Source organism: Corynebacterium amycolatum, assembly GCF_016889425.1.
GTDB classification, from domain to species: domain Bacteria; phylum Actinomycetota; class Actinomycetes; order Mycobacteriales; family Mycobacteriaceae; genus Corynebacterium; species Corynebacterium amycolatum.
In genome coordinates this window covers 1,433,366-1,449,118 of sequence record NZ_CP069513.1, presented here as the reverse complement: position 1 = coordinate 1,449,118, position 15,753 = coordinate 1,433,366, and the positions used below count along the sequence as shown (strand labels likewise).

At 59.6% G+C, this 15,753-nt stretch carries 15 protein-coding genes, 1 tRNA gene, 1 other RNA gene and 1 pseudogene; 6 read left to right on the top strand and 12 right to left on the bottom strand.

Translation table 11 applies throughout. The features are described 5' to 3' along the window. Positions 1 to 14: 14 nt before the first annotated feature. Positions 15 to 1,355, bottom strand: a complete 1,341-nt coding sequence (locus tag I6J19_RS06480) for a glutamine synthetase family protein (RefSeq protein ID WP_038625946.1) — start codon at positions 1,353 to 1,355, stop codon at positions 15 to 17. A gap of 140 nt (positions 1,356 to 1,495) precedes the next feature. Between I6J19_RS06480 and panB the strand changes: the two genes are divergently transcribed. Both panB and I6J19_RS06470 read left to right on the top strand, forming a co-directional pair. Next, positions 1,496 to 2,305, top strand: coding sequence for a 3-methyl-2-oxobutanoate hydroxymethyltransferase (panB, locus tag I6J19_RS06475; RefSeq protein ID WP_224786587.1), 810 nt, complete (start codon positions 1,496 to 1,498; stop codon positions 2,303 to 2,305). A gap of 162 nt (positions 2,306 to 2,467) precedes the next feature. Next, complete coding sequence (locus tag I6J19_RS06470) at positions 2,468 to 4,294, top strand: CYTH and CHAD domain-containing protein (RefSeq protein ID WP_038625950.1); 1,827 nt, start codon at positions 2,468 to 2,470, stop codon at positions 4,292 to 4,294. Between the two features lie 12 nt (positions 4,295 to 4,306). Here the strand turns inward: I6J19_RS06470 and I6J19_RS06465 are convergent, their stop codons facing one another. Continuing rightward, a complete protein-coding gene (locus I6J19_RS06465; RefSeq protein ID WP_016423068.1) occupies positions 4,307 to 4,510 on the bottom strand; it encodes an SPOR domain-containing protein in 204 nt (67 codons plus the stop codon). A 276-nt stretch (positions 4,511 to 4,786) separates the two neighbouring features. Between I6J19_RS06465 and I6J19_RS06460 the strand changes: the two genes are divergently transcribed. After that, complete coding sequence (locus tag I6J19_RS06460) at positions 4,787 to 5,950, top strand: galactokinase family protein (protein ID WP_038625952.1); 1,164 nt, start codon at positions 4,787 to 4,789, stop codon at positions 5,948 to 5,950. An 11-nt stretch (positions 5,951 to 5,961) separates the two neighbouring features. On the opposite strand, the gene rnpB is transcribed toward I6J19_RS06460, so the two are convergent. From rnpB to cobC, 5 genes and pseudogenes are all read right to left on the bottom strand, one after another. Then, positions 5,962 to 6,426: RNase P RNA component class A (rnpB, locus tag I6J19_RS06455), an RNA gene on the bottom strand. A 59-nt stretch (positions 6,427 to 6,485) separates the two neighbouring features. Next, a pseudogene (locus I6J19_RS06450) lies at positions 6,486 to 7,151 on the bottom strand (histidine phosphatase family protein); the annotation flags it as partial. Between the two features lie 24 nt (positions 7,152 to 7,175). Continuing rightward, entirely contained in the window at positions 7,176 to 7,919 is a 744-nt protein-coding gene (locus tag I6J19_RS06445) for a zinc ribbon domain-containing protein (protein ID WP_038625957.1), read from the bottom strand. A gap of 5 nt (positions 7,920 to 7,924) precedes the next feature. After that, the gene (locus tag I6J19_RS06440; protein WP_038625959.1) at positions 7,925 to 9,112 is read right to left on the bottom strand and encodes a Nif3-like dinuclear metal center hexameric protein; all 1,188 of its coding nucleotides are present in this window, start codon (positions 9,110 to 9,112) and stop codon (positions 7,925 to 7,927) included. Positions 9,113 to 9,181: 69 nt separating this feature from the next. Beyond that, positions 9,182 to 10,315 carry an aminotransferase class I/II-fold pyridoxal phosphate-dependent enzyme gene (cobC, locus tag I6J19_RS06435; protein WP_038625961.1) on the bottom strand — a complete coding sequence of 378 codons (1,134 nt, stop codon included), beginning with the start codon at positions 10,313 to 10,315 and terminating at the stop codon, positions 9,182 to 9,184. A 35-nt stretch (positions 10,316 to 10,350) separates the two neighbouring features. Between cobC and I6J19_RS06430 the strand changes: the two genes are divergently transcribed. Continuing rightward, the gene (locus I6J19_RS06430; protein ID WP_038625963.1) at positions 10,351 to 11,031 is read left to right on the top strand and encodes an HAD hydrolase-like protein; all 681 of its coding nucleotides are present in this window, start codon (positions 10,351 to 10,353) and stop codon (positions 11,029 to 11,031) included. Between the two features lie 68 nt (positions 11,032 to 11,099). Then, a complete protein-coding gene (locus I6J19_RS06425; RefSeq protein ID WP_370547223.1) occupies positions 11,100 to 11,603 on the top strand; it encodes a low molecular weight protein-tyrosine-phosphatase in 504 nt (167 codons plus the stop codon). Here I6J19_RS06425 and I6J19_RS06420 read toward each other — a convergent pair. Next, on the bottom strand, positions 11,600 to 12,181 hold the full coding sequence (locus tag I6J19_RS06420; protein WP_038625967.1) for a GtrA family protein: 582 nt from the start codon (positions 12,179 to 12,181) through the stop codon (positions 11,600 to 11,602). The two genes, I6J19_RS06425 and I6J19_RS06420, sit on opposite strands and share 4 nt — an antisense overlap. A 275-nt stretch (positions 12,182 to 12,456) precedes the next feature. Between I6J19_RS06420 and I6J19_RS06415 the strand changes: the two genes are divergently transcribed. Continuing rightward, positions 12,457 to 13,443: an SURF1 family cytochrome oxidase biogenesis protein gene (locus I6J19_RS06415; RefSeq protein WP_038625969.1), complete on the top strand. Its 987-nt coding sequence runs from the start codon at positions 12,457 to 12,459 to the stop codon at positions 13,441 to 13,443. On the opposite strand, the gene I6J19_RS06410 is transcribed toward I6J19_RS06415, so the two are convergent. The 4 genes from I6J19_RS06410 to I6J19_RS06395 form a co-directional block, all read right to left on the bottom strand. Next, positions 13,440 to 14,345: a cobalamin biosynthesis protein gene (locus I6J19_RS06410; protein WP_038625971.1), complete on the bottom strand. Its 906-nt coding sequence runs from the start codon at positions 14,343 to 14,345 to the stop codon at positions 13,440 to 13,442. The genes I6J19_RS06415 and I6J19_RS06410 overlap by 4 nt on opposite strands. A 55-nt stretch (positions 14,346 to 14,400) precedes the next feature. Next, complete coding sequence (locus tag I6J19_RS06405) at positions 14,401 to 15,006, bottom strand: zinc metalloprotease (RefSeq protein WP_038625973.1); 606 nt, start codon at positions 15,004 to 15,006, stop codon at positions 14,401 to 14,403. A gap of 71 nt (positions 15,007 to 15,077) precedes the next feature. Further along, positions 15,078 to 15,149: transfer RNA gene (locus tag I6J19_RS06400), tRNA-Val, on the bottom strand. Between the two features lie 123 nt (positions 15,150 to 15,272). Beyond that, the gene (locus I6J19_RS06395) at positions 15,273 to 15,683 is read right to left on the bottom strand and encodes a DUF3052 domain-containing protein (protein ID WP_005511050.1); all 411 of its coding nucleotides are present in this window, start codon (positions 15,681 to 15,683) and stop codon (positions 15,273 to 15,275) included. Positions 15,684 to 15,753: the final 70 nt, after the last annotated feature.

The window sequence follows — 15,753 nt, the reverse complement described above, 5'->3', positions numbered from 1 at the left end:
GCGGTTCGGGAAAATTAGTAATCCAGGGTTGTGCGCAGCTCCCACTGCGTCACCTGACGCTGGAACTCGCGCCACTCGCGCCACTTATTGAGTAGGAAGAACTCGTAGACATGGTCACCGAGAGCATCGGCCACCAAATCGGAGCGTTCCATCTCCTGCAGCGCCACCTCCAGGGACGTCGGCAAATCGCGGTAGCCCATCGCACGGCGTTCCCGCTTGGTCAGCTCCGAGATGTTGTCCTCTGCCTGCTCCGGCAGCTGGTAGCCCTCCTTAATTCCCTTCAAACCGGCGGCCAAAATTACCGAGTACGCAAGATATGGGTTACATGCGGAGTCCAGGGAACGAATTTCCACCCGGCGCGAGTGCGCCTTGCCCGGCGAGTACATGGGAACACGCACAAGAGCCGAGCGGTTGGCCATGCCCCAGGTCGCAGACGTCGGAGCTTCATCACCAAAGACCGTGCGCTTGTAGGAGTTGACCCACTGATTGGTCACAGCGGAGATTTCGCTGGCATGAGTCAGAATGCCAGCAATGAAGCCCTTTGCGGTGTCGGAGAGCTGATTTTCATCATCCGGATCGTGGAATGCATTTGTGTCCCCTTCGAAGAGGGAAATATGCGTGTGCATGCCATTGCCCGGCAAGTCCTGAAAAGGTTTCGGCATGAATGTCGCCTGCACACCATTTTTCATTGCAATCTGCTTAATGATGTAGCGGAAAGACATCACGTTATCCGCCATAGTCAGCGGATCGGCGTAGCGCAGATCGATTTCCTGCTGGCCCGGCGCGTTTTCGTGATGGGAGAACTCCACGGGGATTCCCATGTCTTCCAACACCGTGATCGCTTCTTGGCGAAAGCGGGGAGCGCGGTCGTAGACCGCCTGGTCAAAGTAACCGCCATTGTCCGTTGGCACCGGCGGCTTTCCGTCAGTAGCCAGGCTCTCTACTAGGAAAAACTCAATCTCCGGGTGGATGAACGCGTGGAAGCCCTCGTCGGCAAGCGCCTTAATTTGGCGGCGCAGCACCTGGCGTGGATCTGCCCACGACGGCTGACCATCGGGCATGACAATGTCGCAGAACATGCGCGCGGACGTGATTGTGTCTTCTTTGTGCAGGCGTGGCATGACCTGGAACGTCGAAGGATCCGGTTGCGCAATGGTGTCAGCCTCGGAGACGCGGGAAAAGCCCTCTACCGCGGAGCCATCGAAACCGATGCCCTCTTCGAAGGACCCCTCAAGCTCAGCCGGAGCGACGGCAACGGACTTCAGATACCCCAAAATATCAGTAAACCAGAGGCGGATATAGCGGATATCTTGCTCTTCGATTGCGCGGAGGACGAATTCCTGCTGACTGTTCATACTTTCCAACGTTACCCAGGTGCCCGGATTCGCGGTACGCATTTTGACCATTCGGCGTGGCTAGCCAACTGCCCCACCCGCGTCATAACTGCTGCCCTCGTGGTCTCGGATTGCGTGTGACTATGGCATGCTCTATTGGCATGAGCGGAAAAAAGATTCGTCTGAATAATCTGGCCGAATGGAAGGCTGAGTCTCGCCCCTGGGCAATGCTGACTTGCTACGACTACTCCACCGCGCGCGCTTTTTCCGCCGCCGGTGTCGAGCTGCTACTGGTCGGCGACTCTGCAGCAAACGTCGTCTACGGCTACGACACCACCACCGAGATCACGCTGGAAGAAATGATTCCGCTTGCTCGCGGTGTCGTCCGAGGCGCTGGCAACGCACTTGTGGTTGCCGATTTACCCTTCGGCACTTACGAGGCCTCCGATGAGCAGGCCGTGCTGTCCGCCGCGAAGATGATGCGCGAAACCGGCGCACACATGATCAAGATCGAAGGTGGCGTGCGCATCGCTCCGCGCATCCGTGCGCTGGTCAACGCCGGCATTCCGGTTATGGCACACATCGGTTTCACTCCGCAGTCCGTCAACGCGCTGTCCGGCTTCAAGGTACAGGGACGCGGTGCGGGGGCGGAACAGCTGCGTGCCGACGCCCACGCGGTAGCCGATGCTGGTGCCTCGGCCGTGGTCCTGGAAATGGTGCCTGCAGATTTGGCCACTGAGATTACCCGTGATCTATCCATCCCAACCTGTGGCATTGGCGCTGGTAACCAGTGCGATGGCCAGGTTCTCGTCTGGCAAGATGCCTTTGCAGTTCCGGCCGATGGCCGCAGGCCGTCGTTTAGTTCGGTGTTCGAAGAGGTCGGCGAGATGCTGACCAAGGGAGCTAAGCAGTATGTCGACCAGGTGCACTCCCGCGAGTTCCCAACTGAGGCACAGAACTTCTCGGGTTAACCGCCCTGGGGTGAGCCGATTTTTTTGGACTGGGCTTTCGTCTAAAGGCCCCGCCCAGCCCCCGTCTACGTCTAAGGGCACCGCCCAGTCCAGGCAATCAAATACGAAAACCAGACATCCGTAACTTAAGGGTTCTTCGATTCGGGGGTAGAATTGGTGCTTATGGCATCTAAGTCTGGTTCTAAGTCCAAAACTCCAACTGCGGCGTTGGAGGTGGAATCTAAGTTCTCAGCTACCCCAGAGGTGGTAGCCCCATCGTTCGATTTCGTTCCACAGGTTGGCTCCACCACCACTGAGGTGCGAAATCTCTCCGCGATTTATCTGGACACGGCGGACCTGCGTCTGACCCGTTCCAAGCACACCCTGCGTCGCCGCACCGGCGGCCCCGATGAGGGTTGGCATCTGAAGGCGCCGGGCAACGGCGGTCGCCTCGAATATGGCGTTGACCTGGAAGAGGGCTCTGTTAACGGTGAAGGCCGCGACGCCGACTACGTCGTGCCCACCGAGTTGCTTGCCCCTGTCCGCGCAATTGTGCGCAATCACCCGCTGCAACCAATCGCGCAGGTAGACAATGAGCGCCACGTCACCACGGTGTTTGCCCTCGATGGCACTCCCATGGCGGAGTTCGCGGATGACCACGTCACGGCGACTTCCTTCCTCGACGGCGGAGAAACCACCACCTGGCGCGAGTGGGAGATTGAGCTTCTGGGGGATTGGGCAGATCACCCGGACGGCAAGGCTGTAATGGCAGCGATGTCCAAGGTCGCTGAGGTGGCTGGTGCCGTGCCGTCGGAAAGCCCGTCGAAGTTGGCGACGGCGTTGGGTGACTCCATCGATTCTGCTCCCCTGCCGCCGACTCCAGCGAAGCTGCCGAAGGGCACGCCGGGGCGCACCGTGGTCGATGCGCTGGCCGCTAACGTGGCCAAGATGGTCGAGTACGACCCGAAGGTACGCCGCGATGAATTTGACTCGGTGCATCAGATGCGCGTCGCCACTCGTGAGCTGCGCAGTCACATGCAGACCTTCCACGGCATTGTCGTGGGCGATAAGGTCGCTGAGCTGGAGAGCAACCTCAAGCAGCTGGCGGGTGTTCTCGGTGTGGCCCGTGACGCAGAGGTCGTTGCTATGCGCTGGGAGGAGCTGCTGGCCAATCGCGAAAGCGCCGCTTTAGGCGAGGAGCTGCGTGCGAATCTCGTCGAGGATGTCCAGAAGGACTACGACCGCGCTCATCAGCGAGTCATTTTCGCACTCAATTCCAGCGAGTACCTGCAACTTCTCGACGATCTCGATGAGTTCCTCGCCAACCCGCCAATCGCCGCAAACTCGGAAGAGGCCGAGGCTGGGGAAAAGAAGTCCAAGAAGAAGGATGATTCGCTTGTCGACGACGCGGAGGCCGCAGCCTCCGAGGATGCTTCGGCAGCTGACTCCGAGGTCGCGGCTGAGACTGATACTGCTGCTGCCGCCGATGCAGCTGCTTCCACGACCTCAGACAAGGCCGAGCCGGAGAAGGTAAAGGCACCGAAGGAACTCGACACCACTGCGGTGCTGCTCGATCACTTGCGCAGCGCGTTTTCGAAGTTCCGTCGTCGCCACAACCTGGTACTCGATGGCCGAGAGGATGCTGACCTTCCAGAGGCAGATTTGGACGAGCGCTACCACGATGTCCGCAAAGCTGCGAAGAAGCTCCGCTACAGCGCGGAAGCTGCTCAGAACGCGGACCTGTCGACCGAGAAGCTCTACGCTGCCTGCAAGAACCTGCAGTCGGTTCTCGGTGACTTCCAGGACACCTGTACTGCGCGTGACTTCGTGTTGGCTCGCGCTAAGCGTGCCTCCCGTGCGGGCAGGGACGCCTTCGGCTACGGCGTGCTTTACCAGATGGAGTACTACGACGGCCTGAAGGCCCTGGCTGAGTACGACGATGCCGTGGCAAAGGTTTTCAAGGCCTTCCGTAAGATGGAAAAGAAGATTAAGAAGGGCAAGAAGGCCTAAACGCGTAGAGCCTTATTTCTCAGCTACGCCCCAGTCATCATCTTCTTCATCCCAGTCGTCGGCCGCCTTGTTGCGCTCGGCGACTTTTTCCATGGCAGCGCGGGCTTCCTCTTCGGAATCATAAGGGCCCATTCGGTCGTCCCAACCGGTTTTCTTCCCCTGAAACACCGTGCCTGTCGATGGCTGGTAGTACCACTTACTGCTGTTGTCGCTCACGATTCTTCTCCTCTTCCACATCGAAAACATGTCGAGTTATCAAGCGGTTGTGCCACCGCTAACTCCGCCCATAAGCAAGCTTGCAGAAAGGCAATCCTTTGCCTGCCATGTGCGCTGCGGCGACATAAAATCCCAGTATATAGGTTTGTCACTGTCCCCCGAGCCGGGTATTATCGACGGAATTGTTCACCTTAGAACACAAGCGCTGAATCCGAGCGCTGAATACAAACACTGCACACAAGCACTATGAGTCCGATCTCTGGAGAGGTTTCACCCATGCCCGCCGCACCCGCTGTCGTAAACGACGTCTTCGATGCCGTCGGTTCTAATGCTTCAGTTGCATACGCCCCGGGTTCCATCAACCTGTTGGGTGAGGACTGCGCGTCCTCCGGCGGCATGCTCCTAACCACCGCCATTCCAGCTTATGCCGCGGTCGGTATTGAAGAGATCGACGAGCAGCAGCTCATTGTCGTGTACAAGCGCGAAACTACCAAGATGGATTTCCCGGACAGCGTCCCCGCCGCTTTTTCGCAGGTGCCGACCGCTGTCGCGGCTACCATCGTCGCATTGCAGCACTCGCTGCACCTCGTTCCGCGCAACAGCAATGGCCTGAAGGTCACCATTGCCTCCACTATCGCGCCAGGTCGCGGTTTTGGAGAGATTCCGGCAATTCAGTGTGCACTCGCGCTGGCTCTCAATGCGCGTTTTGGCGACCGTGATGATGTACCTACCCGCACGCGTATTGCCACCGCTATCCACGAGACCATGGTGCAGGTAAAGGGCCAGTCGTGGCCGCTGTACCCCTACACCACGGCACTGCGCAGCCGCCCGGACAGTCTACTGTGCATCAACCACTCCGACGAGGCAGTCACGCAGACGGCGTTGCCACAGTCGTTGGCGCTGACTATCGCTTACTCCCCGGATGTCACCGGCGGTTCGCCAGACGAAGAGCGCTACGAGTTCTTCCAGCAAGCCTGCGCTGCTTTCGGCGTGCCGACTCTCGCTAGCCTCCCCGACGCACAGGAGCGGGTCGCGGACTGGGTACGCGCTCGTCACGAGGTGCACCCGGACGACGAAAACATCCCCACCATCGGCCGCGCCATCCAGTGGCTTGACGATGCCGACGCATCCTCCGACCGCGCCCGCGCAGTCATCGGTCACATCCGGCACAGCGATATTCAAGCAGCCATCGCAGGGGTTTCGCGCGATGTCAGTGAGCGTGGCTCCGCGCCGTCGGCAAGCTCTGTACTGGGGCAGATTGCCGAGCTGACCGACACCATCGACTGTGAGAAGATTGCCCGTTGCGCGCCGTGCCCGGGCGCGTCGCTGGTGATGTGGTCCCACGTCGACGACGCCGATCGGATTGCCTCCGCGCTTAACGACGGCGGTTCCGAGACCATCCGCGTGGAGAACACTTCGGCCGGCGCGGTGGTCGAGTAAAAAAGCTTGTGTGAACGAGTCGGCCTATGAGCCGGATTCTGTCCCTCGGCGCTCCTTTCGGAAAGCGCCGGGTGGCGATCATCCATCTCGGTCTGCCATTGCTGACAGCCTGAAGCAGCACACCCGCGAGTATCGGACGGGCAGCCCTCAAACACTCGCGCACACGCACGACGAAGCATGCGCGATTTTGCCTTGCTCCTGGTGGGGTTTACCTAGCCGGTGCAATCACTTGCCCCGCTGGTGCGCTCTTACCGCACCTTTTCACCCTCACCGGATCTCCACAGCTTTACGTCAAAGACATCGGCTGTGCGCCCGGCGGTCTATTTTCTGTGGCACTATTCCCGCAGGTCACCCTGGGTTGCTGTTAGCAACCACCATGCCCAGTGGAGTCCGGACTTTCCTCGACAGCGGCCTGGACACACTCTGTAAAAGAGGCGTCCGGTTCCGTTAACTGCCGCGATCACCCGGCCAGCTCGCTCGAATGGTTAGTGTACCCGCCACAACCGCAATTCAAATAACCCGCCGTACCGGGCTGCTAACCACGCAGGTAGCTGGTGTCGTTAATCAGCCGCACTGATGTCGGCCCATCTGCGTAGAACTCCGCGATGGAGAGGCTGGCCAGGTCCAGGTGCAGGCGGGTGAAGATTTCAAAGCCACAGCCGAGCCCCTGGCGCAGCAACGACTTGATTGGCGTGACATGGCTGACTACCAGCACATCAGAGGCACCGAATTGTTGAGCGATGCGCTCACGCGCGGCGCCCACTCGGCTATCGACCGAGCGGAAATCCTCCCCCTCCGGCGGCGCCACGGTCGGGTCCGCGAGCCAAGAACTGTGCAGCTCAGGGGTGGAGTTGTGCGCCTCGGAGAAAGTCATGCCCTCCCACTGCCCGAAGTCGGTCTCCCGCAGGTCCTCGTCAACGTGGATATCCAGGCCGAGCGCATTTGCTGCCGCCTCTGCGGTCTGCTGTGCACGACGCTGTGGAGAGGCCACAATGGCAGAGAAATTCATGTTGCCGCTATCGACCAGCTCTACGAGGTGCCGTGCCGCCGCTGCCGCTTGCTGCCTGCCGACCTCCGTCAGGTCGGGGTTCGAACGACTTCCCGAGTACTCCCGGCGAATCGACATCGGCGACTGCCCATGGCGCAGCAGCACCAGCCGCGTGGGGTCCGTGGTCGCACCCGTCCAGCCCGGCGCGCTATCGCGCTTGTCTGCAGCCTGGCTCATTTACTTGCCTTTCACTGCTCCCAGCGTTTCCGCACGCACGATCATCGCGCCACATTCAGGACAGAACGTCACTTCTTCCGGCGCGAGCGTGGTGAATTCATGCACGGTTCCGACATCGAGCTCCATGAAGCAGGAACCGCAGGTGCGCCCGTTCAGGCGTGCAACAGGGATGCCGTTAGCAAGCGCTAGACGACGGTAAAGCTTGGCTGCCGAACCATCAATGAGTTTGTCAGCCTCTTCGATTCGGGTCTCAGCGATGGAAATGCGCGCAATGAGGTCAACCTCGGCGTCGTTAAGCCTTTGCTTGGCGGCGACGATGTCATCGTGCGCCTCGTCGGCGTCGTATTCGTGCTCAGCGTCGACCTGATAGGCCTCCTGCATGCGCTCGTACTGCTGGAGTTCCTGTTCAGCGCGCTCGCGGCGGCGCTCGGTGGAGCGCAGGTCGTGTTCGAGGTCACGGCGCGTGGATGCGTCTTCTGTGGCACCGAGCGACAGACGGTCTGCCTTTTCGCGAGCCTTCAGCTTGTTGATGTCCGATTCCAGCTTGGCAATATCGCGGCCAATATCGGAGGCGCTGAGCTTGGAGCGCGCTGCCTCACTGGCCTGACGGCTGTGCTTTTTGCGCAGCTCCTGCAACTCGGCACGCTCGGGCAGAACGTTCTGGCGGGCGGTGAGCCCATCCAACAGAGTTTGGTTTTCCGCCTTTTCCAACATCGCCACTTGGATTTGTGGACTAAGCCTCATGGTCTTCACTTCCTTGCCTGTGTCGACGATTCTGCCACTGTCCAGGGATCGGTGCGCACCTCAAGGACCTCGGTCGCGACCCCGAGCCTCTCGGCCAGCATGTCTGCGGCCTGGTAGCACCAGGGGAACTCGCTGGCCCAGTGGGCCGTATCCACGACGCAGAAGTCCGCGGTCCGCAGCGTCTCATCTACAGGATGATGCCGCAGGTCCGAGGTAACAAAAGCATCGACGCCCATCTTCGCCACAGTGTCCAGGAAAGAGTCGCCCGAACCAGATGCAACGGCAACCGTACGAATCATCCGCTCCGGATCGCCTGCGCCGCGCACGCCCCATGCCGTTGCAGGCAGACGCTCAGCCACACGCGCAACGAAGTCCTTAAATGGCATCGGCGTATCTAGCGTGCCCACTCGCCCAATGCCCACAGCCTGCTGCGGGTCCAGACCGGTGGCCTGATTGTCCACGATGTCGAATGCCGGTTCCTCATACGGATGCACTGCAACGAGAGCCTTAACAATCGCCGCGCGCATGGACCGTGGTGCGACCATCTCCAGGCGCACTTCCTCGACATACTCGACCTGCCCCTCGGCGCCGATGAAGGGATTTGCCCCGCTCAGCGGGCGGAACTGGCCGCGGCCGTTAATGCGAAACGCACAGCTGTCGTAGTCGCCGATAGTGCCCGCGCCCGCCTCAAACATGGCTTGCGCGACCTTATCGACGTGATCTGCCGGAACCTTCACCGTCCAGGTATCCAAGCCGGGAGCCGGCTGCGGAGCTAGCGGCGCACCCGGTTCGACTCCGAGCATCGTGGCCAACTGGTCATTGACACCCGGTCGTGCGCTGTCAGCGTTAGTGTGCGCTGCAAAGAGAGCTACACCTGCCCGAATCAGCTTATGAATAATCCGACCCTTCGGTGTATCCGCCGCCACGGAATTCACACCGCGCAGAAGCAGCGGATGGTGCACAACGAGCATCTGAGCACCGGAGGCAATCGCGCGATCTGCGACCTCGTCAGTGCAGTCCAGCGCCAACGCGATGCGACGCACCTCATCCTGCGGGTCACCGCAAATCAGGCCAACTTTATCCCAGCTCTCCGCCAGTGCCGGCGGGTAGGCCGCGTCCATCGCCGTACGCACGTCGGCAACGGTCACCACCGAGTTATTGCCCTCGGCACGGGTCTGCGCAGAGTCCGTCATACATCCATCCCTTCAACATGCATTTCTCTCCAGCTTCTCTTCCAGCGTAGTGAACTCCGCCCCACCGCATCAGTTCTGCGACAGCAAATCCGCTACTTCCGCAACAAGCCGCCGCACACTCGCGTCATCCCGCACGGCCAGCCGCCACCACGAACCGTCCAGGCCGGCAAAGGTGTCGCAACGCCGCACGGCTACTCCGCGCGCAGCGAGCCGCTGTCTCAGACGCTCATGCTTGACGACGTCAACCTCCGCAGCACCCTGCCCATCGTGAGAACTCCGGTCACCTCCCGGACGCGCCAGGACAAAGGGAGCCTCGGAATCCAACACTTGCCAGCCGGCGGCCACTAGCAGCTGGGTCATAGACTCGCGCTGCTGACGAATCTCGGCACGAATTTCTGATAGCAGCTCTTCCTCACGACGCGCGATTTCCGCCATAGCGGTAAGTTGCAACGTGCCCAGCGGCCAGTGCGGACGCCGTCGCGCCAGCTGTGCCAGGAGCTCCGGGTGACCGAGTGCGTAACCGCAGCGCAGACCTGCGATTGCCCAGGTCTTAGTCATACTGCGGAAAACGATGACATTATCGGGGATTCTGTTCGCTTCCCCCGGCCTGCAATCGGCTAGCGAGCACCGCCGAATAATCTCGCCATCGGCGACGTCCATAAACGCCTCATCCACGACCAGGATTCCACAACGGCTGGCGAGCCCCCGCAGGTCATTCGCTGAATGAGCAACGCCGGTGGGGTTGGTCGGATTGCCGATGATGACCATCCGGCCTTCAAGCTGCTGGGAATGCGGGAAGGATGCGTTCTCGTGGACGTCGGCAAGCGTAGGCATGAGCGTGTACGGCGACGGCAGTACCAGCGAATCCACCTCGACTCCTGCGGCGAGGAAGGCGGCTTCGGGTTCGGTGAACTGCGGCTGGACGATTGTGGCGGGCAAGCCCAAGTGAGGCAAGAGCGAGAAGCCCTCGGCGACGCCGTGGAGAAGCAGTACCTCGTCGGCGCTGCGATTGTGGTTGGCGGCGATGGCGGCGCGGACGTCGGCATCGAGCTGCGCCGACGGATACGCGGCAAGTTCTCCGAGGGACGTGGCCAGCGAGTGCTGTAGCCACTGCGGTGTGGTGCCGTGGACATTGACGGCAAAGTCCAGGTCAGCGCCATGGGCGGCCTGGTCGCCATGATAGCGCAGCGGGTCGTCTAACATGCCATCCAGCCTAATGACCTTTTAGGATGAACAATATGTCCACTGGCCATCGCCCCACTGTCCTTATTGATGTCGACGGCACCATCGCCGATTCTCTCCCCGCAATCGCACATGGATTTCGCCTTGCATTGGAGGAAATTGACCGCCCACTTCCGCCTGAGAGCTTTATCAACACGATTCCCGGGCCGCCAATGGTGGAAACACTCGCATCTCTCGGGCTTTCCGACGAACAGGTCGACCGAGCCTTCGCTGTGTATATGGAGCATCAACACGCCGGTGCTTGGCAGCGTGCCGAGATGTTCCCCGGCTGGCCGGAGCTCCTGCGCGATTGGCGGGCAGCAGGCGTACAGCTAGCCACTGCGACTTCCAAGGGCGAGTACTTCGCCTGCAAGACCCTGGACAATTTCGGACTTCTCGACGCCTTTGACTTCATCGGCGCCGCCAGCGACGACGGCTCACGGCAGACAAAGACTGAGGTCATTGAGTACACGCTCAAGGAGTTGGGCATTGAACCCGATGAAGCAGTGCGCCCGCGTGGTTCGGTCGTAATGGTCGGCGATCGCATCCATGATTTTGAGGGCGCAGCACAGTTCGGCATCCCCGCCATCGCTGTTAAATGGGGCTACGGCTCAGAATCTGAGTGGGCATCGGCAGCGGCGGTGGCGTCGTCGCCTGGGGACCTGAATCGTGTTGTGCGGGAAATGCTGTATCTTTAAGACTCGTCAACGATTAGTGACAATCCTATTTTTATTTTCCGAGAAGTTTGGTTTTGCCTATTATGCTTATGAACTCGTCGCATCGTACTGAGTCCGTGTACGTCGTGTTTGTCTGCTCCGGAAATATCTGCCGCTCCCCCATGGCTGAAATCATCGTCCGTGACGCAGTTGAAGCCAATGCGCTTGCCGACGATGTCCTGCTCGCCTCCTGCGGAATCGGCGGCTGGCATGTCGGCGAACCCGCCGACGAGCGGGCGCAAGCCGAGCTGGAAAATGCCGGCTACGACCCAAATCACACCGCCGCACAGCTAGGCGATGAGCACATGGATGCAACGCTTTTCATCGCCATGGATGAATCGCACATCAATGGTCTACTCCGCGCTGGCGTGCCAAAAGAAAAGATTCGCCTGCTGCGTTCCTTCGACCCGGCGTCCCCGAAGGGTGCCGTCGTGGCCGATCCCTACTACGGTGGCCCGGAGGGGTTCGTCCGCACTCGAAACGAAATTGAGGCCGCGACGCCGGGCATCATCGCATGGTTGCGTGAGACTCTGGCGCTGGCCTCTGAACGTTAAGGTTTCAAAACAACCTTTTCTTTTGTTTTATTGGCATTGCCTCGGTTTCGGAACGCCCAAATCTTATTCAAGATGAAGTTAGCGGGCGTGCCCAAGATGACACCGATGAGGTTTGCCCAGTAGAGGCGGTTCCTAAAACCGGTGGAGTCGTCGAAAATGTCCGTTGGCAGTGCCAGCGGCGAGGTGGGGTTAGTCAGCAGCGTAATGACAACCAGGTTCACAATCAGTGCTGAGATACCTGCAAATAAAAACGGGAAGAACTGTCTAAACCAGTTCGGGCGATTGTCAGTTCGGAAAGTCCAGGACCGGTTGAGCTGGAAGTTCCAAATATTAGCCACGACAAACGCCAGAGTTGCATAGACGTGGGAGTAACGGATATTCCACCGTGTTCCGAACAGGTTCAAAAACACGTCGTGTTCATTGGTGCCCAGACTGAGACCCAACTTGCGGGCAATGATCACGACAATCAGGTTGACAACCACACCTGTGCCGCCGACCAGACCGAACTTGATGAACTGGCGCGAGACTGTGCTGAAGCGACGTGAAGGCGAAGATTTCGCTGTTTGCGTGCCCACCACGACACCTCTCTTTCCATCTATCCCGGGTAGATTCCCCGTCAAATACGCTCAAACAACTTTACCCGAAGTTCACTCAATCTCCGCGCAGGTGAATCCTTGTGAAAGCGAGATTTCCCTCACGGCAATCAGCCTTTTCCTCCCCCTCATCACCTCATCAGCACTGTGCTCATTTGGTATGCACTTTTAAAACAGGTGCCACTGCCCACCCGCCACAACAGTGCCATCCGCTCTAGTGCCAGCCGCTCTGGTGCCAGCCACAGCACCGGGTAAGCTCAATGAATGTGTTTAAGAATGTGCGCCAGTTTCTGACCCCTGGATGGGTTCTCACTGCGATTGTCGCCATTGCGTTTTCCTATCTCGCATTTACTGTTCTGGCTCCGTGGCAGTTGGGTAAGAACACCGCGACGCAGCATCGCAATCAGCAGCTTGAGCACTCATTCGAGCTCAACCCCGTAGATGTCAACGAGCTAATGCCCAAGGGCAAAGGCTTCGTCGAGGGCAACGAATGGCGTCGCGTTACCGCCACCGGGTCCTTCCTGCCGGATACCCGCGTACTATTGCGTAACCGCCCAGTAAATGGCGCACCCGCTGTCCAGGTACTCGATGTCTTCGTCGCTAACAATGGCGAAAACTACCTGGTCAACCGTGGCTTTGTGCGTCCTACAGACTCCAGCACCCCCAATGTTGAGCCAGCCCCGAAGGGCACCTTGACTATCTCGGCCTTTATCCGCCGAAACGAGGTTCCCGCCGAGACCGCCCCAATCCCCGGCACCCCGCCGCAGGTCTACGGAATCAATACCAAGGAAGTGTCCGAGCTCGTCGGCACCGAACTCAACCCCGATTGGCTTCAGCTCTCGGACAAATCCGATGCCGTCATCGAGGCCATTCCGCTGCCCACCCTGGAGTCCGGCCCCTACCTCTCCTACGGCATCCAGTGGATCTTCTTCGGCGCTCTCGTGCCGCTGGCTGTCGTCTGGTTCATTCGCGCCGAGATTGTCGAACGCAAACGCGACCGCGCGGAGCAGGAGGAGATGGCCAAGAATCTCCGCGATGCCGAAGCCGCAGAACCAGTCGATTACGCTGATGACACCGAGGACGCGGCACCCGAATCGGACGACGACGCCACTCCCACCTCTCCGCCGGCTAAGCCCGAAGAGGATCGCGCCGCTGAGCTGCACCGTCAGCGCATGGCGCAGCGCTACGGCAACACTGGCCACCGCGCCGCAGGTTATCGCGATAACCGATACGACGAGCGTTTCTAACTCTCAGCTCGCGCTTTCACTCGTCGGATACATCCGGCAATTACTGCTGCTCCGGCGCAGCTGAGCGCAACAATGTTTTGTACTCGCTTGCTCAGCCCTGCGGCACGCCGCACATCGGCCACCGCAGGCCTCCGACCACTGCCAAGCACCGGGCGCATCTCCACTCCGCTGGGATACACCGTCGCGCCGCCCAGCTGCAGCCCCAGCGCGCCTGCAGCGCTTGCCTCCACGACGCCCGCGTTTGGACTTGGGTGGTTGTCGGCGTCTCGTCGCCACGCTGCCAATGCTTGACGACGGTCCGGACCTGCAACCACAGTTGCGACAGCTGTAAGTCTCGCGGGGAAGAACCCGACGACGTCGTCAAGCCGTGCACTGGCCCACCCGAACTGCCGATAGCGAGCGTTGCGGTACCCCACCATCGCGTCGAGGGTATTAGCCGCTCGATGAGCGACCACACCAGGAGCGCCTGCAATGGCACCCCACATGAGAGTGCCGGTGACTGCGTCGGAGGTATTTTCAGCGAGCGATTCGACGGTCGCTCGGGCGATGCCATCAGCGTCGAGAGCTTCCGGATCACGCGAACACAACCACGGCACAAGTTCGCGGGCGGCATCGATGTCGCCGGAAGTGAGTCGGTCAGTCATGCGCTCGCCAGTACGGCGGAGAGTGGTGCCGCCGAGCGAAGCCCACGTGGCGGCAGCCAGCGTGAGACTCGGTGCGACTGTGCTGGCTGCGGCGGCAAGCGCTACCGGCGTGGCCACTGCGATTGCGGTGAACGCCACACCGCGCGCTTTGGAGTCGGCGTAGATTCGGCACTCAAGTTTGCTGACGGCCTGCCCGTAGAGGGCCACCGGATGGTGATTGGTGGGATCTGCGAAAATGCGGTCAAGTGCATACCCCACTGCGATGGCCGCTCCACGCCGCCAGAGGTGTCGACTTCTGGCATGTGTACACAATCTAATCAAATTGCCCCTGCAGAACGGCTGCGACATCGAGCGGAGTGACATGCGCTGCCGGATGGCGGTGCTGCGATGCGGCCATCAAGGTGTAATCACAAGTGTGCCGGATACCGAGCAAGTGCCCAAACTCGTGGGCAAGAGTGCTGCGAATTGCATCGGGATAGAGAGTGGAAGTAACGAAAACCGTCATCTCCTTACTAATTTCCGATGCAGAAGCCAAGACGCGCGAGTCCGGCCTTGGCACATAGCGAACGTTCACAGTATCCGAATCAGCCTTGTCCTTGGTCACTTCCCGAAGCACAACCTTGCCACCGAGCTTTTCATTCCACTCTTGAGTAGCAGCATCTAGCTGTGCGCGGTACGGAAAATCTGGGGCAACAACGTAATCCAAAGTGCCGTCGGCAATATAGGAAGGCATCTGATCCGAGAGATGGAGAATCGACGGATTATCCACCGGCTCGCCCGCATTTGCAGCCTTGACCATTGCTTTACAGGTGGCCGAATCGATTATCGGTTTACCATCCCCGCCGATTGCGTAGGCGGGAGCGCCCGCGAGCAGAGATCCGACAAAAACAATGGTGGCAAGCGATTTTGTAAAACGCACAGACCGGAAGTTTAGCACAAACAAAATCCGCCCGGATTCTCCGTTACAAGAATCCGGGCGGATTATATCTGTGCGGCGAGAGGGTTTCGAACCCCCGACCGCTGGTGTGTAAAACCAGAGCTCTACCGCTGAGCTATCGCCGCGCTGCTGCGAAACTCTAACACACGGAAAACATAGATTGCCAATTGCGCACTACAAACAGCGTTTATGTCGATTGTTTCAACAGCTCAGCTAGTAGCCGATTCAAACGGGACAGCTAGAGCCGGTTAGCTAGAGCGCTGCACCAGGCAATTGCCCTGCCAATCCCCCAGCCGAAGCGCCGAGGTGTTGGAGAAACCTGCCAGCTGTGCGGACTCGTCAATCACGCCAGGATCAATGGCACCCGGCTGACCAGCGCCCGGCGTGAGTAGCCAAACGCGACCTTCATCCTCCAAAGGGCGGGAAGCATCCACAAGACCATCGACCAAGTCGCCGTCTTCTTCACGCCACCACAGCAATACGACGTCGACAACTTCATCCGTGTCTTCGTCGAGCAGGTCTGCATCCAGGAAATTCTCGACCGACTCACTGATTGCTGAGTCACAGTCTGTATCCCAGCCAACCTCCTGGACTAGCTGACCTTCCTTGATGCCGAGCCTGCTCGCATATTCATGAGCAGCGCCTGTGGCGTTGACCACTTCCCTTTTCCTCCTCTAGAAAAAATATTCAGCTCGATTTTTCGAACTATGTGGAGAAATTTTACCGCTC